Source organism: Cytophagia bacterium CHB2, assembly GCA_030263535.1.
Lineage (GTDB): Bacteria > Zhuqueibacterota > Zhuqueibacteria > Zhuqueibacterales > Zhuqueibacteraceae > Coneutiohabitans.
This window is the reverse complement of the sequence record SZPB01000063.1, coordinates 1-22,382: the sequence shown is the minus strand read 5'-3', so window position 1 is coordinate 22,382 and position 22,382 is coordinate 1. Positions and strand designations below refer to the sequence as shown.

20 protein-coding genes and 1 pseudogene are annotated in these 22,382 nt (G+C 52.1%); 16 read left to right on the top strand and 5 right to left on the bottom strand.

The genetic code is table 11. The features are described from left to right. The 3 genes from FBQ85_08740 to FBQ85_08730 all read right to left on the bottom strand — a co-directional run. Positions 1-492, bottom strand: a 492-nt coding sequence (locus FBQ85_08740; protein MDL1875237.1) for an ABC transporter permease, incomplete at its 3' end; no start/stop codon positions are given. 414 nt (positions 493-906) lie between these two features. Further along, positions 907-2,199 (bottom strand): amidohydrolase family protein, encoded by a 1,293-nt coding sequence (locus FBQ85_08735; protein MDL1875236.1) that lies wholly within the window; start codon positions 2,197-2,199, stop codon positions 907-909. Positions 2,200-2,211: 12 nt separating this feature from the next. Then, positions 2,212-2,922, bottom strand: coding sequence for an ABC transporter ATP-binding protein (locus FBQ85_08730; protein ID MDL1875235.1), 711 nt, complete (start codon positions 2,920-2,922; stop codon positions 2,212-2,214). A 660-nt stretch (positions 2,923-3,582) separates the two neighbouring features. On the opposite strand from FBQ85_08730, the gene FBQ85_08725 reads away from it, so the two are divergent. Together FBQ85_08725 and FBQ85_08720 are read left to right on the top strand one after the other, a co-directional pair. Beyond that, positions 3,583-4,293, top strand: a complete 711-nt coding sequence (locus FBQ85_08725) for a response regulator transcription factor (GenBank protein ID MDL1875234.1) — start codon at positions 3,583-3,585, stop codon at positions 4,291-4,293. A 220-nt stretch (positions 4,294-4,513) separates the two neighbouring features. Next, positions 4,514-5,341: a sterol desaturase family protein gene (locus FBQ85_08720; protein ID MDL1875233.1), complete on the top strand. Its 828-nt coding sequence runs from the start codon at positions 4,514-4,516 to the stop codon at positions 5,339-5,341. Positions 5,342-5,584: 243 nt separating this feature from the next. Here the strand turns inward: FBQ85_08720 and FBQ85_08715 are convergent, their stop codons facing one another. Beyond that, positions 5,585-6,397: a hypothetical protein gene (locus FBQ85_08715; protein MDL1875232.1), complete on the bottom strand. Its 813-nt coding sequence runs from the start codon at positions 6,395-6,397 to the stop codon at positions 5,585-5,587. Between the two features lie 258 nt (positions 6,398-6,655). Here FBQ85_08715 and FBQ85_08710 point away from each other — a divergent pair, with 258 nt between their 5' ends. The 14 genes and pseudogenes from FBQ85_08710 to FBQ85_08645 all read left to right on the top strand — a co-directional run bounded on the left by FBQ85_08710 (position 6,656) and on the right by FBQ85_08645 (position 21,190). Continuing rightward, on the top strand, positions 6,656-7,408 hold the full coding sequence (locus FBQ85_08710; GenBank protein ID MDL1875231.1) for a sigma-70 family RNA polymerase sigma factor: 753 nt from the start codon (positions 6,656-6,658) through the stop codon (positions 7,406-7,408). A 235-nt stretch (positions 7,409-7,643) separates the two neighbouring features. Then, a pseudogene (locus tag FBQ85_08705) lies at positions 7,644-9,155 on the top strand (radical SAM protein). A gap of 298 nt (positions 9,156-9,453) precedes the next feature. Next, a complete protein-coding gene (locus FBQ85_08700) occupies positions 9,454-10,536 on the top strand; it encodes a serine/threonine protein kinase (protein MDL1875230.1) in 1,083 nt (360 codons plus the stop codon). Positions 10,537-10,633: 97 nt separating this feature from the next. Then, on the top strand, positions 10,634-10,999 hold the full coding sequence (locus FBQ85_08695; GenBank protein MDL1875229.1) for a hypothetical protein: 366 nt from the start codon (positions 10,634-10,636) through the stop codon (positions 10,997-10,999). A 109-nt stretch (positions 11,000-11,108) separates the two neighbouring features. Next, the gene (locus FBQ85_08690) at positions 11,109-11,642 is read left to right on the top strand and encodes a hypothetical protein (GenBank protein ID MDL1875228.1); all 534 of its coding nucleotides are present in this window, start codon (positions 11,109-11,111) and stop codon (positions 11,640-11,642) included. Beyond that, entirely contained in the window at positions 11,639-11,854 is a 216-nt protein-coding gene (locus FBQ85_08685) for a hypothetical protein (GenBank protein MDL1875227.1), read from the top strand. Before FBQ85_08690 ends, FBQ85_08685 begins: the two co-directional genes overlap by 4 nt. A 249-nt stretch (positions 11,855-12,103) precedes the next feature. After that, positions 12,104-14,197, top strand: coding sequence for a hypothetical protein (locus FBQ85_08680; protein ID MDL1875226.1), 2,094 nt, complete (start codon positions 12,104-12,106; stop codon positions 14,195-14,197). A 74-nt stretch (positions 14,198-14,271) separates the two neighbouring features. Further along, complete coding sequence (locus FBQ85_08675) at positions 14,272-14,712, top strand: hypothetical protein (protein MDL1875225.1); 441 nt, start codon at positions 14,272-14,274, stop codon at positions 14,710-14,712. A gap of 255 nt (positions 14,713-14,967) precedes the next feature. Further along, positions 14,968-17,016, top strand: coding sequence for a hypothetical protein (locus FBQ85_08670; protein MDL1875224.1), 2,049 nt, complete (start codon positions 14,968-14,970; stop codon positions 17,014-17,016). 126 nt (positions 17,017-17,142) lie between these two features. After that, positions 17,143-17,712, top strand: a complete 570-nt coding sequence (locus tag FBQ85_08665; protein ID MDL1875223.1) for an SRPBCC domain-containing protein — start codon at positions 17,143-17,145, stop codon at positions 17,710-17,712. 216 nt (positions 17,713-17,928) lie between these two features. After that, positions 17,929-19,137, top strand: coding sequence for a helix-turn-helix transcriptional regulator (locus tag FBQ85_08660; GenBank protein ID MDL1875222.1), 1,209 nt, complete (start codon positions 17,929-17,931; stop codon positions 19,135-19,137). Positions 19,138-19,348: 211 nt separating this feature from the next. After that, positions 19,349-19,771, top strand: coding sequence for a hypothetical protein (locus tag FBQ85_08655; GenBank protein MDL1875221.1), 423 nt, complete (start codon positions 19,349-19,351; stop codon positions 19,769-19,771). A gap of 76 nt (positions 19,772-19,847) precedes the next feature. Then, positions 19,848-20,621 carry a hypothetical protein gene (locus FBQ85_08650; GenBank protein MDL1875220.1) on the top strand — a complete coding sequence of 258 codons (774 nt, stop codon included), beginning with the start codon at positions 19,848-19,850 and terminating at the stop codon, positions 20,619-20,621. A 194-nt stretch (positions 20,622-20,815) separates the two neighbouring features. Continuing rightward, the gene (locus FBQ85_08645) at positions 20,816-21,190 is read left to right on the top strand and encodes a VOC family protein (protein ID MDL1875219.1); all 375 of its coding nucleotides are present in this window, start codon (positions 20,816-20,818) and stop codon (positions 21,188-21,190) included. Between the two features lie 145 nt (positions 21,191-21,335). On the opposite strand, the gene FBQ85_08640 is transcribed toward FBQ85_08645, so the two are convergent. After that, a complete protein-coding gene (locus FBQ85_08640) occupies positions 21,336-22,334 on the bottom strand; it encodes a TIGR01777 family protein (GenBank protein ID MDL1875218.1) in 999 nt (332 codons plus the stop codon). Between the last annotated feature and the right edge of the window lie 48 nt (positions 22,335-22,382).

Here is a 22,382-nt window from a genome sequence, read left to right as displayed (position 1 = left end):
AGTTGCTGAGCTTGTCGAAACAGTTGCTGAGCTTGTCGAAACAGTTGCTGAGCTTGTCGAAACAGTTGCTGAGCTTGTCAAAACAGTTGCTGAGCTTGTCGAAACAGTTGCTGAGCTTGTCGAAGCAGCGGAGTAATCGCGGAAGGCCGCATCGGTAAAAGGATCAACGCCGAGAATGTGCAACGCATCGTTTTGCGCTTCGCGGCAGGCGGCAACGTACTCGATCAGCGGCGTGGCTTGCAAGCGCGGCTGGCGTAAAATCCGCGCGGCCAGCGAGTCGGGAATGCCGGCGGCGCTGCCGAAAATCTGGTGTGTGGCGCGCCCAGAGACGGCATCAACGGTATTGCGAAAGCTTTGCAGCGCGTTTTCATTGGCCAGGTCAATGCCGGCCATCACCGCCACGCCGATGGCGATGCCGAGCAGCGAGAGCAGCGCTTCCAGCGGCCGCCGCCGCAAATGCCGGAGATTGAAGAGTCGGAGAAGTTTGAGCAAGTGTTTCAGGGGTGGTAAATTTTTAGCCACAGATTTGCACGGATGAGCACGGATTTAAACGATTCTTTTGAAAGAAACGATTTCTACGCCAGTTTTCAAACCAGTGAAAACTGAAGCGCTTCGGACGACGCTGGGAAAGAATTTCAGTCCCGCCGCTGCGGGATTATTCTAACTTTGAAGAGCTAATTGCCATAATCCGTGAAAATCTGTGTTCATCCGTGGTTAAAAAAATTTTTTCTCAAACGGATCGAATCTGCCCACAGGCGAGAAGCCTTATAACGAAATCCGTTGGCCGCTTTCATCCGTTGGAATTTTTTTCATTGATTCAGATTCGCGTTATGCTTAGAACTTCAGAAGATTCCGCCCGGCGGAACAATAGGACAAGAGACTCATACAAATCAGCATAACCATGCCCTAGCGTTGCACCAAATCATCCCGATAAACCACGCCACCTTTCATCACAAAACCGACATGTTGCAATCGGTCAATATCTTGCAAAGGATCGCCGGGAACCGCGATCAGATCCGCGTATTTGCCCACTTCGATGCTGCCCACGCGATCCTGCCAGCCGATGATTTCCGCATTGAGACTGGTCGCAGAAACAATAACCGACATTGGTGATTCGCCGAGGCTCACGCGCATCGCCAATTCCTTGGCATTATCGCCGTGAGGGATCACCGAAGCATCAGTTCCCAGTCCAACCGAAATGCCGGCTGCCAGTGCGCGTTTGAAAGCAGCAATTTCAGCCTCGCGAAGTCGCCGGTTGCGCTCAATTTCGGATTCTGGAATACCCTGTAGCTTGCCTTCCGTCTCAATCACTTCGCTGGTGTAGAGCGTCGGCACATAGAAAGTTGTGCGGGTGGCTTTGAGCATTGCGATCGCTTCATCGTCGAGAAATGTACCGTGATCAATCGTACGCACACCCGCACGAATTGCAGCTTTGATGCCCTCGGCGCCGTGCGCATGCGCGGCCACTTGCCGGCCCCAGCGATTGGCTTCGATCACTGCGGCTTGAATCTCTTCGTCTGAATACTGCTGTGCGCCGGGATGAATGCCCTTGGAGAGCACAGCGCCAGTCGCGAGAATTTTGATGAAATCCGCGCCGTGCTTGAAATTTGTGCGCACCGCTCTCGTAATTTCCTCCGGGCCGTCGGCGAGGTTCTTCGCAAGCGGAACATCGACATAAATCGAAAACTGGCGCGCATCACCAGCGCCGCCGGTGGAAGACACATAGTTTCCTGCCGCCAGCAATCGCGGGCCGGGTACTGCGCCCTCTTCTATCGCCTGGCGCAGATCAACATCAACATAAGGCCAGGTTGGCCCCATATCGCGGCACGTCGTGAAACCCGCCAATAGTGTAACACGCGCGTTATGCGCACCCCAAAGCGCATTATGTCCCGGCGTGGTTTTCACCAGCGCTTCTTCCCAATGAGTGCCGTAGCGATCGGTCAAATGCGTATGCAGATCGATCAGCCCCGGTAACAACGTCGCCTCCTCGAGATCAATGACTTTGGCATTTGGAAGAATGGCCAGTTGTTTTCCAATTTCGACAATTTTCCCGCCTTCAATCTTTACCCTCGCCGGCTCAAGGGGAACGCCGCCGCGGCCGTCAATCAATCGCGCGGCTTTGATCACGATAGCCGCGCTTTGCGCGAGGGCTTCTGCGCCACAAAACAGTAAACTGATGAAGGCAAACATACGAAACATAAGCGGCCTCGCTTAAGAACCATTTGGAACCGTTGTCAATGAAAAAATTTTGCCATCGCGCACCTGCAAAGCGCGATCTGCGAAGCGCGCAGCCTCGAGGCTGTGCGTGGCGAGCAGCACGGTTTTGCCGTGTAGCGTCACCAGTTGTTTTAAGAGCGCCAGAATCTTCATGCCCGTTTCGAAATCGAGATTGCCAGTCGGCTCATCGGCAAGCAACAAGGCCGGATCATTGATCAACGCGCGCGCGATGGCCACGCGTTGCTGCTGGCCGCCGGAGAGTTGATCCGGCATGGCATCCAGGCGATCACCAATGCCAAAAGTTTGCAGCAACGCAATGCCTCGGGCCTGCAAATCTGCCTGTGCGGTATCGCGAAGCTGGGCTGGCAACAAAACATTCTCGAGCACAGTCAGCGTCGGCAAGAGATTGAAGAATTGAAAGACGAACCCAATTTTCTCCCGCCGCAACAGCGTCAGCGCATGCTCGTTCATCGTTGTAATATCCTGCCCATCGAATAAAATTCTGCCGCCAGTGGGCCGGTCGATGCCGCTGATCAAATTGAGCAAGGTGCTTTTGCCGGAACCGCTGGCGCCATAAAGCGTGAGAAACTGGCCTTTTGCAATAGTCAGATTGACGCCCTCTAAAGCAGAAATCCGATTGTTCTGCTGACCATAAATTTTCGAGATGTTTTCGAGGAAAATCAAATGTTGTCCTGGTTGTTCCATCGGTTTGATTTCATAAAAATGATGGGCAAGATACATGTGAAAGCGCACAAGCGCAAGCGCTGGCCACGTGAAAAGTTGAGTCACGTGTGAAATAAGTATAACCGAAACACAATTTTGAATTCCAAATGTTCAACAGTGGTACAAGATTGTAACCTTGCTGATTATTTTGCAACAAATTTGGCCAATTTCCGCCACTTGGCTGATTATTGTTCGCTCTCCGCCACTTTTTGAGTAGAATCAAGGCTTTCGAGCCGGCTTCATCTTCAATTTTTGTTTATAGATGTTGAATTTGTGACTCATATAAATGCTTAAAAATACGTAACCGTGATCATTTATCAGGCTTGTGGGTAATTTTTCTGAGGTCTACTATTACTTGTGGCATCCAAGTTGCTGATTGAAAAAATGTCTTGATTGAAGGGATCAAGGTTATACCAGTAGGCGGCTTTGTGCCTCACATCGGGATTCTTTGAGTGTCTCGCAAATCCTTTTGTAAAGGTTGTATTGCCTAGGCAGGGTTTGAGGTATTATACAGGATTTGTAGACGAATGCAACCTGCACGACACCCTCTCGGTGTGAGGCCTATTTTTTAATTTCATTCCATCACGCAGAAATAGCCGGTTGCAGCTATTTCTCGATCATCAACCACGGCGAAATCAACACATGTACAGGATGTCGAACCCCTCGGAGGAGTCGATGGAAAAAGGTATCGTTCAGTACTTTGGCAACGGCACTTCTCTGCAATTGGAACACCTTTTGGACAGCGAAGGATACGCGCTCCAAAGTCATTCTCGTTTGGAAGCTTTACCGGAAGTTGTTGTAACCGAAAAACCGGCAGTCATCATCATAGATCTGGATGAATTCGGTGATCGCGTTTGGTCGGCGTGCATTGATCTGCAAGACGACATTGCAGCGCACAAAACCGCGTTAATCTTGGTGACCTCAAGCGAGGACGAGAATTTGCGCGTGAAGGCGTTGGAAAGCGGCGCAGATGACATCATCGCCAAGCCGTTCGGCCCGCGCGAGTTGTCAGCGCGCATCAAGGCCATTGGCCGGCGCCTCGCGTTGATGGATGCCAAAAAAATCCGCGTCAAGGATATCGAAATTGACCTCGATGAGCACCGCGTGCGCAAAGCGGGCAAGCCCATCGATCTCACGTATATCCAATTCAAGCTTCTTTATTTGCTCGCGTCGCGCCGGAACAACGTGTTCAGCCGCAAGGAAATTCTTGAGCGAGTGTGGGGCAAGAAGGTTTATGTCACCAACCGCACGGTGGATGTTCACATCAAGCGGCTGCGGGAAAAGCTGGGCGAATATAAGTATCCGTCTCAATATATCGAAACGATCCACGGCACTGGTTATCGTTTCCTCTAATACCTCATTAATTTTTTCCTCCCTCCGGGCCCCTGGCGCAAGCTGGGGGCTTTTTTATTTCGATCATTCCCTCCGGCAAAACAATATTTCCCGCTCACGATTCGCCGCCAGCCCCATCGGATTTGCGCAGCGGTGATCCCAATTGACATTTTAAAAATGCTGAAGTACATTGCCCAGGCAGGCAACGGAAATCGACAAAACCGAAATCGCAGAAAACTCTATGATTCAAATCATCTGGGACACACGCGGTTATTTTTTCTGGCTGCTGGTGGTGTCCTTATTTTGCTGGATACTCGAACGGCTGGCGCCGTGGCGGCCGGAGCAAAAACCCTGGCGTGAACAAATCGGGCAAGATTATTTCTGGCTGATTTTCAACGGACATTATGCCGGCGTTTTGCTGGCCTATATCGGCAGTTGGCTGATGCAGCAGATGAACCAATTTCTTGGCGTGTGGCAGGTGCCGCCGCCGGAGTCGATCAAGCTGCTGGGCGGCAGCCCGCTGTGGCTGCAATTTCTTGTTTTTCTTACCTTCAAAGATTTTATGGAATGGTGTGTGCACAATCTGCTCCACCGCGTGCCGTGGTTGTGGGAATTCCACAAATTGCATCACAGCATTGAAGAACTGGATTGGATCGGCAATCTTCGCTTTCATTGGATGGAGATCGTCGTTTACCAGAGCGTGACCTACTTGCCTCTGGTGATGCTGGGCGTTGAGGGCAACGTTATTCTCGCCATTGCGGTATTCGGCACGCTCATCGGCCATCTCAATCACTCGAATTTGAAAATCAGTTGGGGCCCGTTGCGTTACCTGATTAACTCTCCGCGCATGCATGTGTGGCATCATGATCTCATTCTGCGCGGCGGGCACGGTAAAAACTTCGCCATTGTGTTCAGTTTGTGGGATTGGCTCTTCGGCACGGCGTATTTGCCCGGCGATAAAGAACAACCGGAACGGCTGGGATTCGAAGGGATGGAAAAATTTCCGCGGGGGCTTATCGCACGATTAATTTATCCCCTCCGGCTCAACAAGACGAATGTGCAGCGCTAGCCGGAACAAATTACACCGATTTCAGATTGATGATTGCGGATAGCAGAAATCGCGACGTTATGATAATCGATGATTTATGAAATGCGATCAACTCAACTTTTTAACCTCAATGAGTACAAGTTTTGTTAGTCGCGTGTTGCAGCAAAGACTCTTTTGCATTCCGCCATCTGCCCAAGTCATCGCCAGCGTACTCTACTTCAGGAGTTTGCAAGCTGACCAAGAAGATCGCCAGATACCTCAGCATCATGATGACACGGACGGTGTAATGTTCTCCGAGCGATAGTAGAGATACAAGTAACCCGCAGCTTGCGCCCCCAGCAAATGCCAAAGCGCATGGCCTTGCAGCCAACTGGCCGGGTCGCATAGAATTTTGGCGTAATCGAGAACCCAAATGATGAAAGCGGTAAGCATCGTTGCCAATGCTGCGCGCAAGTATTTTGTTTGAATATCGACCCGCTGCCGCCGTCGCCGGAGGAGTTCCGGCGCGAGTGCGACCAGCAAAATTGCGCCAAAAATCCAGCGCCGCAAAACCGGGACTTCGATCAAGAGATAAGCCAGAATAAAATTGGCGGCGAGGTACATCAACACAAAAGATTTCTTGGGCATGGCCCGCCAGCGATCAAGATTATAAACCAAAACAAATGTCGCCAGCAGATACATTCCCATGACGTCGAAGAACTGCCCCACGAACGTCAAGGAGGCATGATAAAACGCGCTGCCCAATCCGATCACGATCAACGCGACGCCGTAGGTGGCGGCATAGCTGCTTTGGCGCGTCATGGGATTCCAACGCTCACGGCGTTTATGCACCGACAAATCATTACGGCATTGCCCGAGGACAAGCAAACCGATCAATGCAAAGCCGAGACTCGACCAGGCATTGGCCGGCTGTGCCACCGCGCCGGGACGAATGTCCTCGCAGAAACACGAAGCCGGCATGCAACTTGCCGGTTGCCAGTCGCCCCAGGAATACTCCTGCGAACTCAGAAAAACTGCAGTGAAAACGATGGCGGTAAAAGCGACGAGCGGCCAGGCAAAAGATTTGAGATGTTGCATACGTTTCCTGGAAAATTTTTCGTTTGCGTTTTTCCGGTTGCGTGACACGATGCTAATGAATGGCGCCCAAAGCCGCAAGCCGTTTTCTGAGAATCAACAAACCAACCGATAACGATGAAGTCGGACTTTGCAACTCTTTGTGGAATGCGAATCGGATTCAATGCAAAATCCTTCGTTCGAATCCAGCGCTGCAACGCCCGGCTTCGCCCGCTTTCTGGCTTTGCAAAAACTTGTTTGGGGAAATAGCCGGGAAATATCATGCCTGACGACACTTTCATTGGCGGTTCCCAGGATCAGTTTCCGCTCACGCGCTGGTCGGCGATCATCGCGATGCGCAGCCATGACGCGGCCGAGCGGCAACGCTCACGTGAAGCGATTGTAACGGCTTATTGGAAGCCGGTCTACAAATATCTCCGGTTGAAGTGGCGCAAATCGAATGAAGATGCCAAAGACCTGACCCAGGGCTTCTTCGCCGTGGCGCTGGAAAAAGGTTATCTCGAAAATTACGATCCTGCCAAAGCGCGCTTCCGCACATTTTTGCGCACTTGTCTCGACGGCTACGTTGCCAATGAAAACAAGGCCGCGCAGCGCCTCAAACGCGGCGGCGGCGCTGAAATCATCCCGCTAGATTTTGAAAGCGCCGAGGGTGAATTGCAGCATCTCGAGCTCGCGGATGATGAAAACATCGAGGCCTATTTTGAAACGGAATGGCTGCGCAGCCTGTTTGCGTTGGCGCTCGATGCCTTGCGCGAAGACTGCCAGCGCCGCGGCAAACAGGTTCATTTGCAACTATTCGAAAGTTATGATCTCAACGAAGCCGACGCGGCGAAACTCACCTACGACGAGCTGGCCACCCGCTTCAATCTGTCCGTCACGCAGGTGACGAATCATCTTTCTTACATTCGGCGCGAATTCCGAAGAATTCTATTGGAGAAGTTGCGCGAGCTTACAGGTTCGGAGGAAGAATTTGCCCGGGAAGCGCGCACGGTTTTTGGCGTTGATCAAAATTAACCTGCTTCTCGAATAAGCCTGCACGGCGCGGCTGCCCATTCCCCGCCCGCCGGTACGCTCAAAAACAACTGTGGCAATTCAAGCGGCAATTTCCTACCATATCTGTCTCACGGCTATTTCAGTTCTGCGCGGAATCCCATTGGAAATGGACGAAGCGGCCAGCAACCGGCGTTACGACCTTGAGGAGCGGTTTCTCGCGAGCCAGGTTTCTCACCACTTTTTTCAAGGAGTAACGATGCGCAAACTTCGTGTCGGCGTGATCGATCTCGTTACCAAAGCCCCCACGCGCGCCCTGTTTGCACGGGTCATGAATGCCAATTTCGCGAGCATCATGCCACAGGTCATTTCCCTGTGGTGCGAAGAGGAGGGGCACGATGTCAGGCTGGTTTGCTACACCGGCTTTGAAAATCTCCAGGAAGAATTGCCGAAGGATCTCGATCTCGTTTTTATCGGCGCGTTCACACAGGCCGCGCAACTCGCTTATGCGTTGAGCCATCAATTTCGAAAAAACGGCGCAGTCACGGTCATTGGCGGCCCGCACGCGAGATGTTACCCGCAGGATGCCCAGAAGTATTTCGACTATGTGCTCGGGTTTACCGACAAAAAAATAATCACCGAAGTATTGCGTGATTGTTCGCAGCATCGTCCGCTCGGCGTGCGCTTGGATGCCGGACAACAGCCCACCTCCCTCCCGGGCGTGCGCGAACGCTGGAAGTTTATCGAACCAACCTTGCGCAAAGCGCCCTTCATCAAATTGGTGCCAATGATCGGCAGCCTGGGATGCCCTTACACGTGCAGTTTCTGTATCGATGCTGCCGTGCCCTACCAGGCGCTGGAATTCGAGCTTATGAAAGAAGATTTGCGCTTTCTCTTGAAAACCGTCAAACGGCCGCTCATCGGCTGGCATGATCCCAACTTCGGCGTGCGTTTCAACGAAACCATGGATGCCATCGAGGAAGTCGCGCCGCCGGACAGCATTGACTTCATCGCGGAGAGCAGCCTCTCACTGCTGGGCGAGGCAAATTTGAAACGGCTGCAACGCAACGGTTTCAAAGCCCTGCTGCCGGGTATTGAATCGTGGTATGATCTCGGCAACAAATCCAAAACCGGCACGCGGCACGGCATGGAAAAAGTGCGGCAGGTTTCCGAGCATGTCAACATGATCATGCGCTATATCCCCTACGTACAAGCCAACTTCGTGCTCGGCCTCGACGTCGATGAAGGCCCTGAGCCGTTCGAGCTGACCAAGCGCTTTGTCGATCTCACACCCGGCGCCTTTCCCGGCTACTCGTTGCTTTCGGCGTTCGGCCAGGCGGCGCAACTCAATCTCGACTATCAACGCGATCAGCGCGTGATTCCCTTCCCCTTTCATTTTTTGAATAACAATCACGCCATGAACGTCAGGCCCAAGAATTATGCCTGGCCGGAGTTTTACGATCATGTCGTAGATTTGACGCGCTACACCTTTTCGTGGCGCGCCATCGGCAGGCGTTATCAAGCGATTGACGCCAGAATTCCGCGCTGGATGAACGTGGTGCGCGCCATCTCCTCGGAAGGTTTTGGACGCATCAAGTATCACACCGCCATGCGCCGCCGCCTGGATCACGATCTGCCGCTGCGCCGCTTTTTCGAACAGGAAACCACCGAGATTCCACAATTCTATATCAATCGCATGCAGCAGGATTTGGGGCCGTTGTGGCATTGGCTACCCCAGGGCGCGTTGCAGCATGATCCGAACGCCTATCTCAAATCCGAGCTTTCGCAAGTGCTGCCGCCGGCGAATGGCAAAGCAGCGGGCCAACTGAAGCCGGCCCTGGCCGTAAGCGAAACTTTTCAAATTAGCTGAGTTCTCCCTTAGGGCAAAATGATCGCTGCACAAGTTTGAAATTCTCAGATCATTTTGCCCTGAAGTATTTACGTGTGTTTTTGTGCAAGAGAGCCGTCCTGTTGTGCTGCGCGATTCTGAACAGACTTGATTCTTACTGCACAGGGCGCAATAAGACTTGATTGATTGACGAAGAAAATATCCATACAATAACCCTCGTATGCCCTGGCTCTCGGACAATCTTCTTCATCGCCTTCAAACCGTCGCTGATCTTCCCGATCTTGGTGAAACGAAATATCGCTTGCTCGAAAAATTTGCCAGCGGCGGCATGGGAACGGTTTATCTCGCGGAAGACACCCAGCTTCATCGTAAGGTTGCGCTGAAAGTTTTGCATACACCCGACGCCTCCGGTGAGCTCTCTGCGCGCATGCTGCGTGAAGCGCGGGTAATCGCCCAATTGGAGCATCCCAGCATTGTGCCGGTGCATGACGTTGGCGAACTGCCCGATGGTCGCGTGTTTTATGTGATGAAATTCGTGCAAGGCCGGCGTCTCGATCAGTATACGCAAGCCGAAAATGCGCTGCCCGATCGTTTGCGCATTTTTCAAAAAGTCTGCGAGGCCGTTGCGTTTGCGCACGCCAACGGTGTGATTCATCGCGATCTCAAACCGGAAAACATCATGGTGGGCGCATTCGGCGAGGTGCTGGTGATGGATTGGGGTCTGGCGAAAATCGTGGCGGAGAAAGAAGAGCAGGGGACAGATGATGGAGTCCAGAAGACGCAAAATAAGAGAATAAACTCGCCCATCCGAAATCCAAAATCCGAAATCAACAATCGCGAAACGCTGCACGGCACGATCATGGGGACACCGGCCTACATGGCGCCGGAGCAAAAACGCGGCGATATTGCTCAAATCGATCAACGCAGCGATATCTATGCGCTCGGCGCAATCTTGAAATTCCTGTTAACCGGGCACAACAACGCCGGACTTGCGCAAAAAGATTTTTCAAGTTCTACAATAAGCTCAAACGCAAGTCCGGCTTTGCCCGGCGCCAAAATTCCCAAACAACTCGCAGCCATTTGCGCACAAGCCATGGCCGAAGAGAAGGAGCAGCGCTACGCCAGTGCGCAAGCGCTCGCCGGCGATATTGTTCGATTTTTGAACGGCCTGGCCGTAACTTCCTACAAAGAAAATATTTTTGAAAGGATTTTGCGCTGGTTGAAACAATATCGGTTCATCCTGTTTCTTATTGCAGCTTATATTCTCGCTCGCATTTTGCTAACTATTTTGCTCAGACCATAAAGGAATTTTACTGAAGGTTTAATAGATAAGCAGAAAAGGCGCCGTGTAACAATATGGCCGCCAGCGATATAATCCCTAAACCAGAAGGAGGAAAATCATGTCAAAACCTGTGTTGGGCCTGATCGTGGGAGCCGTGCTGGGTGTATTTGATGGGCTAACGGCCTGGTTCACGCCGGAAGTTCGGAACATGCTGGGAGACATCATCATGTGGTCCTCGCTCAAGGGCCTTATTGCGGGTGTCATTATCGGATTTTTTGCACGCAAGGTGAGATCATTGCAAACAGGCCTCATTTTCGGAGGGGCCGTGGGTTTGCTGTTGGCATTTTTGGTGGCGCTGCAGCCGCAGCCCAGTGGCAACCACTACTGGCTTGAAATCATGATTCCCGGCACGATCGTCGGGTTGATTCTCGGCTATGCCACCCAGAAATACGGCAAAGAATCCAAGCTGGCAACGACGCATTAGTGAGTATTGATGCTCGAATTCCACAAGGTCCAGCCACGGCTTGGCCGTGGCTTCTCTGCAACACATGCCCGGCTAGGCCGAGGCAGAACAATTCAAGGAAATCCAAATTATGAAGCATCAACGACTGGTGGTTTTTATTCTCGTTTCACTGTGTTTCGCGGGCGCGAGTTTCGCGCAAGAGCCCTTGGCCGAGCCGCTCAAGCCTTTTGCGCCGTATATCGGTAAAACCTGGCGCGGCGAATTTGCCAACTCCACACCCGATAAACCCATCATCGACATTTCACGCTGGGAACGCGCGCTCAACGGCCAGGCGATTCGTATTCTGCACTCCATCAACAACGGTGAATATGGCGGCGAGTCTATTCTCTTCTGGGATAAGCAAAAACAAAGCCTCGTGTTTTATTACTTCACCACCGCAGGATTTTACACGACCGGCACAGTTAAATTTGAAGACGGCAAATTCATCAGCCATGAAGTCGTAACCGGCAATCAAGATGGCGTTACGGAGGTCAAGGCGATTGGCGAAATCCTGCCCGGCGGCAAGCTGCGCAGCAGCTCGCAATACTTGAAAAACGGCGAATGGGTGCAGGGGCATGAAATCCTTTATGTCGAAGATGCCAGCGCGCAAGTCATCTTCAAGTGAGACGAATTGCAGTCAAAATCTTGCTCGGCACGCTGGTTGTGATCGTAGGCTACTATACTTTCGTAATGATCGTGCGCTCGCCCGCACTCGTGGCGGCGCGCCTGGCTGCCGTTGAGCCGGCGCTCGCCGCTGATCAACTTTCTGCGGAGTATTGCATATTTTACTCACGGTCGAAGATCCGGAATTTTTCTCACACTCCGGCGTCGATTTGAACGCGCCGGGTGCGGGTCTCACAACGATCACGCAGCGCTCGCAAAGAGCTTGCACTTCGAGTGGCGCCTCGCCTTACTACCCCGAGCACTAAATAAGTTACACTCTGATCTTCGAAAAAGGTCGATTTTTTCAAGGATTTTCAAGTTTTAGGGAGCACCGGTGTAACCTATATCGTGCTCGGAGTAGTAAGATCATAGGAAAGGGCGAAACAGCGAATCAAGCCGGCAACTTTTATTGGAGAAAATGTTATGCCGCTGTGCGGTCCGATTTTTAGAAAAATGCTGTTATTTGTAATGCTGTTTTGTGTTGCAATCAATGCACAAAACAAAAAAACGCCTGCGCTCAATCCTGATTATCAATCCTACCTCGCGCACATCGCGGCGGCGAATGCCTGCTTACGCTTGAATGAAGCGACGGAAGCGCAACGCTGGCTCGCAGCCGCGCCGGTAAAACAGCGCAATTGGGAATGGCGCTATCTCAACGCGCGCAGCGACAACAGCATTGCGGCAGTCAAACTCGCTGACGCGGCGCCGGACGAGGCGCATTATAGTCCCGATGGCAAAATGATCATTGCCGCCATGCCGGACAACAGCATTCGCTTGTTTGATGCCGAATCTCTGCAAGAAATCAAACGCCTGAACGGCCACACCAATGCCGTTTATGCCGCGAAAATCAGCCCAGATGGCATGCGCGCTGTCTCCTGCTCACGCGATACAACCATTTGCGTGTGGAATCTCGCCAACGGGCAGGTGGAGTGGCAAGGCAAAACCGGCGGGCGTGGCCTGGCAGATATCGATATCAGTCCGGATGGCAAGACCATCGCATTTTCGTCCTGGTATTTTGTGAAGGGACGAGGCGTCGTTGGGCTGGTGTCGTTGTGGGATATGGCTAACGGCAAAGAAATTTGGCGCACCGACTTTCGCGAAAAGCCCATCGTCGATATTCGCTTCAGCCCGAATGGCAAGCATCTCGCTGCCGGCACGTGGGGATGGCGCGTCGCTGTTTGGAACCTTGACAAGAAAGAGGAGCCGCCGCTCGAACTGCACTTTGATGATGTCGCGGCGTATTCGGCGATCGATGACATCGCCTTCAGTCCCGATGGCAAGTTGATCGCCGCAGCGACTAAAAACGGAACACCGCGTGTGTGGGAATTGGAAACCGGCAAATTGCTGTTCGAGTTGCGCGGCCATCAACAGCCGGTGTTCGCGATCGGGTTCAGCCTCGACAACAAGCACATTTACACCGGCAGCGCCGATGCAACAGTGATGAGGTGGGATGCGACAAGCGGCAAGCTTGTCAAAAAACTCTATGGACACGAAAACAAAATCATTTCGATTTCATTTCATCCGAACGGTAATTGTTTCATCACGGCATCATCGGATCATACGTTGCGCTTGTGGGATACCAACTTTGGCTTGGAATTTATGGACACGCAGGGCCGCAGTCCGCAGATTTACGCGTTCCCGATGAGCCGTGATGGCGAACTGCTGGCCACCAGCGGCCCGAATGAGACCATCAGCATTTGGAACATCAAAACCGGTACATTGGCGAATAACTTCAAGGGGCTTGGCGCATTGATCAATGCGGCCGATTTCAGCCCTGACAATTCGCTGTTGGTCGCGTGCAATTGGGACACGCTGGTAAAGATTTGGCACGTGAAATCTGGAGAGGTTCATCGGGAATTGCGCGGCCTGGAAGGCGGTAGCAGCGGCTGCGCATTCAGCGCGGACGGCAAACTCGTCGCTTCCGCTTCGCGCAATAAAGCAGCTTATGTGTGGGAGGTTGCAAGCGGCAAGTTGCTCAAGAGGCTTGAACATGAAGCCAATCTTTATTTTGTCACCTTCAGTCCTGACGGCGCGCTGCTGGCCACCGCCGGGCACGACGGTGTTTTGACTTTGTGGAATGCGAAAACTTTCGAGAAAGTTCGTATGCTGCCGGCGCATCGCGGTACAATTTACGCAATTGCATTTTCACCTGACGGCAATATGATGGCAACCGGCGCGGAGGACAATCCGGTTAAAATTTGGAACACCCAAACCGGCGGTTTGCTGCATGAATTGCACGGCCACGCCCAGCGCGTGTGGACCGTCGCTTTTTCGCCCGATGGCAAAAGGCTGGCAACTGGATCAGCCGATCTCACGGTACGTCTCTGGGATACGGTCACTGGACTCTCGGTTGCAACATTTTCAGATTTTACCGATCCGGTTTACAACCTCGTGTTCACGCCCGATGGTACGCGCATACTCGCCAATGCCAGCGGCACAGAAATCGTTGTTTACGACACGGTACCGTACCGAGAACGAATACAACAAAACGGCGTGAATGCCGCCAAGAACAACTAATTTGTGACGTCTGAAGGCCTCGCCGCCACGACGTTTTCATTAATTCTAGACTGGCCCCAAAAAGAGAATAGACTATGCGCAAACCAGGCATCCGGTTATACAAACTTGGCAGCTATGTCTTCATTCTTTTCGCCCTTGTACATAGCCTCAATTATTTCAGCGATCCTGCCAAGTTGTTGACCAATGAGGAGGACCGAAAAATCTTTCATGAGATTCAGACGCATGTTTTTAACTTGGGAGGATTTTCCACCACCACCGGAGACTTGCTGACGGGTTTCAATTTATATCTCAGCATCTTCACACTGGGATTGGGGATGCTTAATGTATTTTTGATCAAGCATCTCCGTGAAAACGTTGCGGTACTCAAAACCGCGGCAGCGATCAATGTTTTGATAACCGGCGCGCTGCTGGCGGTCACCGCACTCTTTTTTCACCTTCCGCCTCTTATTCTTTTTGGCCTTTCCTGTCTCTTTTTTCTCTCGTCATTCGTCTTACTCCGAAAGCCCGAGGTTTGAACGAATTTCTTGTTCGACTGGCTGCCATTCGTCAAAAAAATCTTTCGGTTTTGCTCAAATTTGGTTATGTCCGTCATCACTTGGTGAATTCATTTCCATCAAACAAAATCATGGCACGTTATGCTCAAAGACCTTCATTCGCGTTTGATCTTATGCTTATCGTTATTCTGCGCCCCGCTCGTTGCAGCCGACTCGGAAAGCACCCTGCAATTGCGGGCACACAGAATTGAATCCAATCTTCAACTCGACGGCCTCTTGACGGAAACGGAATGGCAAACGGCCGCAACGATTTCCGATTTTTTTCAGTATCAACCTGATGAAGGCCGGCCCGCATCCGAAAAAACCGAGGTGCGCGTGCTGTATGATGAACATTCTCTCTACATCGGCGCGATGTGTCATGATGCGGAACCGCAAAAAATTGTCGCACAAAAATTACAGCGCGACAGCGGCTTGGAAGATGACGATGTCTTCGGCTTTTTAGTGGACACCTATCACGATCATCGCAATGCGTATTTTTTCATGACCAACCCCAACGGCGCGCAGGAAGACGGCCAGCTCGTCGACGGCGCGTTCCGGGCGGATCTGGATTGGGACGGCGTCTGGGAAGTCCGCGCTCAAATTCATGAGCACGGGTGGTCCGCGGAATTCAAAATTCCGCTGTGGAATTTCAAATTCAATGCGCTGCTCGAACAAAGCTGGGGCATCAATTTCACGCGCACCATCAAACGCAAAACCGAACAAGTCAATTGGGCTTCATGGTCGCGCGACAACAACGGCGGCTTTTTGCGCGTATCGCGCGCCGGCGACTTGCTGGATTTGCGCGAACTTTCGCCGGGGCGCAATCTGCAGATCAAACCCTATGTTCTGGGCAAAACCCTGCGCGATGATCTGCTCACTCCGCAGCCGATCCGTGACGAGAAATTCGATGCCGGCCTTGACATTAAATACGGCCTCACTTCGAATCTCACGCTTGATTTGACCGCGAACACTGATTTCGCGCAGGTCGAAGCGGACATCGAACAAGTCAATCTCACGCGCTTTCCGCTCTTTTTCCCGGAGAAGCGGGAATTTTTTCTGGAAAGCGCCAATACCTTCCAATTCGGTGAAGGCAATTTCTTTGGCCCGCCGCCCATTTTTTTGTTCTATAGCCGCCGCATCGGCATTGCCGGCTTCAATCAAATTGTGCCACTGCTCGCCGGCGGCCGCTTGACCGGCAAAATGGGGAAATATGAGATCGGCGCACTGGACATTCTCACGGATGAGACCGCGGATTTTCCCCGCTCGCATTTTTCCGTGGTGCGATTGAACCGTGATGTGTTTCAACGTTCCAAGATCGGCGTCATGTTTACCAACCGCGCCAATATTGGCGAAAACAACCAGCAAGCCTATGGCGTTGACGCGAATTTGTGGTTGAGCAGTCCGCTGGTGTTTCAATCATTTGCCGCACAATCGCGCGCCTCGGATGGTCCCACCGCGAACGCGTGGAAACTCGGGCTTGATTTCACCAAAGATCATTGGGGCTGGTTTGCCTCTCACATGTTCATCGATAAAGACTTCAATCCGCCCGTCGGGTTTGTGTTGCGTCCGGACATTCGCCGCACCTTTGCAACGTTTCGCGTCAGCCCGCAACCCAACGGCCGATTCTTGCGGCGCAGCAATATCTTTCAGACGTTCTCACACATCACCAATGCCGAGGGCCGCTTGCAAGATTGGGACTATCGCTTGACGCTTTTCAATCAACTCTCTAACGGCGACAATTTGAATTTCAGCTATGCTCGAATTTTTGAACGGCTCGACCAGCCGTTCCCGTTTCGCCCGGATCGCGGCATCGACATCCCGGCAGATGATTATCGTAACCATCTACTCAGCGCCGATTTTCAAAGCAGCGCGAAACGCAAGCTGACCGGTTTCGCAAATGTGCGGTGGCGGGAATTTTACGACGGTGACTTGTTCAACTGGGGCGGCGGCTTCGGTTATAGCCCGAATGCGCATTTGTCGTTTCAAGTGAATTATGACCGCAATGAAATCGATCTGCCGCAAGGCGCGTTGAATACGAATCTCTTCGGTTTGCGCTTCAATTTGGCGTTCAATACCAGAACCTTCATCAACACACTGTTGCAATATAACAGCGAGAGCAATGAACTCAGCACGAACCTGCGTTTCAATTTCATCCACAGCCCGGGCAGCGATTTGTTTATCGTGTACAATGACAGTCGCGGCCGCCCCGGCGAAAAAATTGGAGACGGCCTGCCCAGCCGCAACCGCGAATTTACATTGAAATTCACGCGGCTGCTGAAGATTTAGGCGGTGATTTGAACAAATCGTCGCGATAGTCTAAAGAAAACGGCAAAGACGTTTAATGGAAGGGAAGAGCAGCAACAGACATGATCTCGTTTGGGCAGTTCGAAAAATCCATTAAGGAGAAACCTGATGAACGATTTTCTTTCGCTTGCCATTCTTCCCTTCACCTGGTTGATCGCCGCATTTGCGCAAGAACCGGCAGTCGAGCGCGCGGTCGTGGTCGAAGTTGTCGTGAATGCCAGCCCAGACAAAGTCTGGCTCGCCTGGACGACAGAAGAGGGTGTCACCAGTTTCTTTGCGCCGGCGTGCAAACTCGATTTGCGTGTGCTGGGCGTATATGAAATGTACTTTGCTCCTCATGCTGCACCCGGCTTGCGCGGCGGCGAGGGCAACATGATTCTGGCGATACAGCCGGAGAAAATGCTTTCCTTCACCTGGAATGCGCCGCCGCATTTACCAAACGTTCGCCAGCAGCGCACCAGCGTTGTCGTGCGGCTCAAAGAAATCAACAATAATCAAACACGCGTCACCTTGACGGAAATCGGCTGGGGTGAAAATGAGGAATGGGATCAAGCTTATCAATACTTCTCCGCGGCCTGGAAATACGTTTTGGGAAATCTGAAGCGCCGTTTTGCCGAAGGGCCGATCGACTGGCAAAAAGAATTGGCGGCAAGGCAGGCTGCGGCCTCGCAAAAATAGAAAATTTCGTGAAAATACTTTTCGTTCGCGAGTCCTTCTCCGTTTGCAGCGCCCGACACAGCGCGATTTTCATGACAGGAATAGAATTGGTTTCTGCCTCAAGATAAGTATTTGGCGGTTTTGCTGATTTTTGTTGAGCAAATATAGATTTGCGCCGATCATCGTGGAGGCTGTGTAATCGGCATTTTGCAACACGCAGTTATTCCGTGTTTGAGGATGATGCCGTCCCTTTCTCACATCACTCTGAATTTTTGGTCGCTGCTCTTGCTCTTTGGCGCGCTGCAGGGCTTTTTCTTCGCCCTCACACTGGTCTTGAGCGAGAGGGGAGACAAAACCGCCAATCGTTTGTTAAGTTTTTTGCTGGTGATAATCTCGTTGCATCTGAGCGAATACACGATTATCGCCACCGGATTATATCGCCAAATTCCATATGTCCTTGGAACAACGCTGCCTTTTGTGTTTTTGATCGGACCGGTTTATTATCTTTTTGCGGTGGCCCTGCTCTCAGAGGGCTTTGCAGTCGATATTAAACGCGCATTGCATTTCGTGCCGGCGCTGTTGTGTTATCTGCTCTTGCTTCCGTTTTACGCCAAATCGCCTGCAGCTAAGGCGGATTTTGTGTCCGGTCTCCTGCAAAATGGTTATGTGATTTTTCCCCTGGCGCAATTCTTGTTGTTGACGTTGAGTACGTTTCAAATGTTGGTTTATGCCTATTTGACTTATGATTTCCTCAACACCTATGAAGAAAAATTTAAGCATGAATCTGCCAGCACGGAAATCTTGAATCTTGCCTGGCTGAAAAAAATTGCGCTGGGATTCAGTTTGTACATGATGCTGTTCTTCATCGCATATTTTCAGCTTTTTCTGCTCAAGTCGCACCGGCAGGAAATTTTTTATGCCGTTGTGCTCATCCTCTCGGCTTTCATTCATGCCGTGGGTTTCAATGCCGTGCGGCGGCCGGAAAGCTTGTTGCGAACGAAAATTTCACCGGCGCCACCCAAATACCAAAAAACCGCGCTGCCGGCGACACGCGCACAAACGTATTTGGAAAAGTTGTTGCGGTTGATGGCCTCGCAAAAGCCGTTTCTAAATCCCGAGCTCAAACTCTCAGAACTTGCCGAGGCGCTGCACATCTTGCCCAATCACCTCTCGCAGGTGATCAATGCCGAGTTGAACAAAAATTTTTTTGACTTTGTCAATGAATATAGGCTGGAAGAGGCCAAGCAAAGGCTGCTGGATCCCAGCTTCGAACATTACTCGATTTTGGCCATTGCCTTGGATGTCGGTTTTAATAACAAAGCCTCTTTCAATCGCGTGTTTAAAAAGCATGTCGGTATGACGCCGTCGGATTTTGTCAAAGCCAGCAAGTTGCAAAGAGAGCAGCATGTCGAAAGTGAACACAAAGACAGCGTTTTAAAATCATAACCGCTTCACGAGATCAGTCTCGTATTAAGATCAGGAGCAGGCTTAAGTCGAATCAGAATAAGCAAGACATACACTTTTACCGTGAAGCTCTTTTCACGATTTCCATGGTACAAGTCAAATCTCACAAGGTGTGACGCTTTTCCAGGGCGCAAGAGTTAGATTGTTGCGTCAAACAAAAATTTTTGAACCCAATGCTTAAGGAGGAAAAGCGATGACTTCGTCCAAGATTCATTGGCATCTGATTTTGCTCGTGGCGTTCGGAACCCTGGTTTTGCTGGTGCTGAGCCACGTGCTGTTTGTTGCGTATTATTCCTATTTGATGGATCCGGTGGTGCACGATCAGGAATACTATCGGCAGTTCGCGCAACACACCGGCGCGCCGTTTGTCTTCTTTTTCGCGCCATTGCCGATTTTTTTGCTCACCCGTTGGGTCGGGCGCAAGGTTAAAGACAAGGCCCTGCAGCATGCCGTTCTGATTGTCATTGTCTCTTTGATTCTCGATGTTAGCATTGTGACGCTCGGCGGGCAGGCGGCAGAGCTGGTCAAACCGGGTTTGTTGCTGGCGCATTTTGCGAAAATCGTTGCGGCCCTGGCAGGCGGTTGGCGAGCGCAAAAAGAGAATGCCGCAGCATAACTGCCGGAAAAGCTGGAGACCATAATTTTCCGAATGCTTGATTTGAACTTGATTTCAACAACACTGAGGAACCGCAATGTCAGGACTCTCACGCCGGGAGTTTATTCAGCAAAGCTTCAACGCCGTTTGCAGTTACTTCTTGTTTGAAACCCTGTTTGCGCGCGGGCTGTTTGCGCAAGCGGTTCAGCCGATCACAAAGCATTGGGCAGGCCGCCTCGACAGCATGTGCCGCGATTTGCGAAGCAATGCTCTCACGCTAGTACAATGGCAGGAACAGGTCGAGGCGCTGTTGAATCAGATTGAATTGAAAGAGTTGTTGCAGTTTATCGATTTCGAAAAACTCACGCGTCAATTTGATTTTCCAGATTTGGGGACGGCAACCAAGCCGGTGAGTTTTCCCAAATTGTACGGCTTGCCCTCCGAGTATGCTTTTCACAAAAAGATCTTCGGGTTGCAAGAGGGCCGCGCCATCATTCCTCACGGCCACAAAAACATGGTGTCGGCGCATCTCATTCTCAAAGGCGAATTCGAGTTGAGGCATTATGACAAGATTGCTGACGAGGGTGATCATTTGATCATCAAGCCGACCATCGACAAAATCGCGCAGGCAGGAAGCTCGTCTTCCATTTCAGACGAGAAAAACAATATTCACTGGTTCAAAACCAGAAGTGAGACGGCATTCACGTTCGACGTGATCATGACCAACATCGACCCCCGGCATGGCAAGCCTTACGAAATCGACAATATCGATCCGCACACGGCGGAAAAACTCTCCGGCAACTTATTGCACGTGCGTAAACTGGAGGTTGAAGAAGCGCTCAAAAAATATGGGAAGGAAATGCATCATTGACACAACCCGGTGAGACTCGGTAAAGCTGACGCCCACGCCCAAAAAATTTTGATTTATTTGTCGATTTTCGAAAAGCGCATTCGTCTTGTCAATGAAATCATCACCAAAAAATCAATCCACAAAAATGGCTTCATCCGATTGAATTACTCAAAAGTCATTTTACTTCACAAAAGCTTCAGCAAAGGAGGCTCAACATGGCAGCAGCCCCGGTGGTACATTTCGAAATCGTCGGCCAGGACGCCAAAAAGCTACAAAACTTTTACGGCAAACTGTTCGAGTGGAAAATCAACGCCGATAATCCCATGAACTATGGCCTGGTGGAAGCAGTCGCCAACGGCAAAGAGGTGGGAAAAGGCAGTATCGGCGGCGGTATTGGCGCGGCGCAACCCGGCCAACCCGGCTATGTCACGTTTTACGTGCAGGTCGATGATTGCGACGCCTATTTGAAAAAAGTGGAAAGCCTGGGCGGCAAAACCGTCATGCCCACCATGACGATTCCGAACATGGTGACGTTTGCTTTGTTCGCCGATCCCGAGGGGCAAGTGGTCGGATTAGTGAAGAGCGAATAACACATAATCATCAGTACTTTTTAGATGCGGTGAGGCGCAGTTAAAACACCGTCTGCGCCTCACCGCATCTTTTTTTGTTGTATAGGCTCGCTTCAGTGATGATAGAAATTTTTCAGATTTTCGCATTGTGAATCTTGTTTCACCATTATTTGAGCAAGGCGCGCAACGCCCCTTCCAAATCTGGATAGCGAAACGTGTAACCCGTTGCCGTGAGTTTTGCAGGCTCGATACGCGCACTCGCAAACAACAAGCCCTCGGCCATTTCTCCCAGCAACAAGCGCAACGCGAACTCCGGCGCGGGGAAAATCGTGGGACGCGAGAGCACGCGGCCCAGCGTTTTGACGAATTCGCGATTGGTTACGGGTTGTGGCGCGACGACATTGAATGGGCCTTGCAGTGATTCGTTTTTGAGCGCATGCTGCAGCGCGCCGATCAAATCGTCGAACGCGATCCAGCTCCAATATTGCTTGCCGCTCCCCATCACGCCGCCCACGCCGAGGCGAAACGGCAGTAATATTTCTTTTAATGCGCCGCCCTCCGTGCTGAGCACGACGCCGGTGCGCGGATGCGCAACGCGAATGCCGGCCTGCGCCGCCGGTTCCGCTGCCCTCTCCCACGCCACGGAGGTTTCCGCCAGGAAACCCGATCCCGGAGCGCTATCCTCGCGCAAAATCGTGTCACCGCGGTCGCCGTAATAACCGATCGCCGAGGCGCTGATGAGCGTCTTGGGCGGTTGCTTGAGCTGCGCGAGTGTTTCGGCCAGCAATTTTGTGCCGCGCACACGGCTATTAACGATGCGCGCCTTCTTCGCCGCCGTCCAGCGGCCTTTTGCAATACTCTCGCCGGCGAGATGCACAACCGCGTCCAACCCTTCCAGCCCGGCCGCATCAATTTTGCCGGCGTCGGGATCCCACGGGTGCTCGCCGGGCGCGGGCGCGTAGCGCAGCGCGCGCCGCGGCAGCCGGCTCCAGCTCTGGCGATAGGTCCGGACCAGGCGGTCGCCGGTGAGGGCGACCTGCTGGCGGTCGTGGCGGGGAGCGTCGAGCTCGAGCCGGAGCGAGTCGTCACGGTTGAGGGTGGCGCCGGCGCGGCGCGGCCAGTCGCCGACGTAGAGCTCGACCAGGCGGCGGGGCGTGGCCAGCATGGGATCGGGGTGGCGTGACGGTGGGGCGTAGGCGGCGGCGGCGAGCGC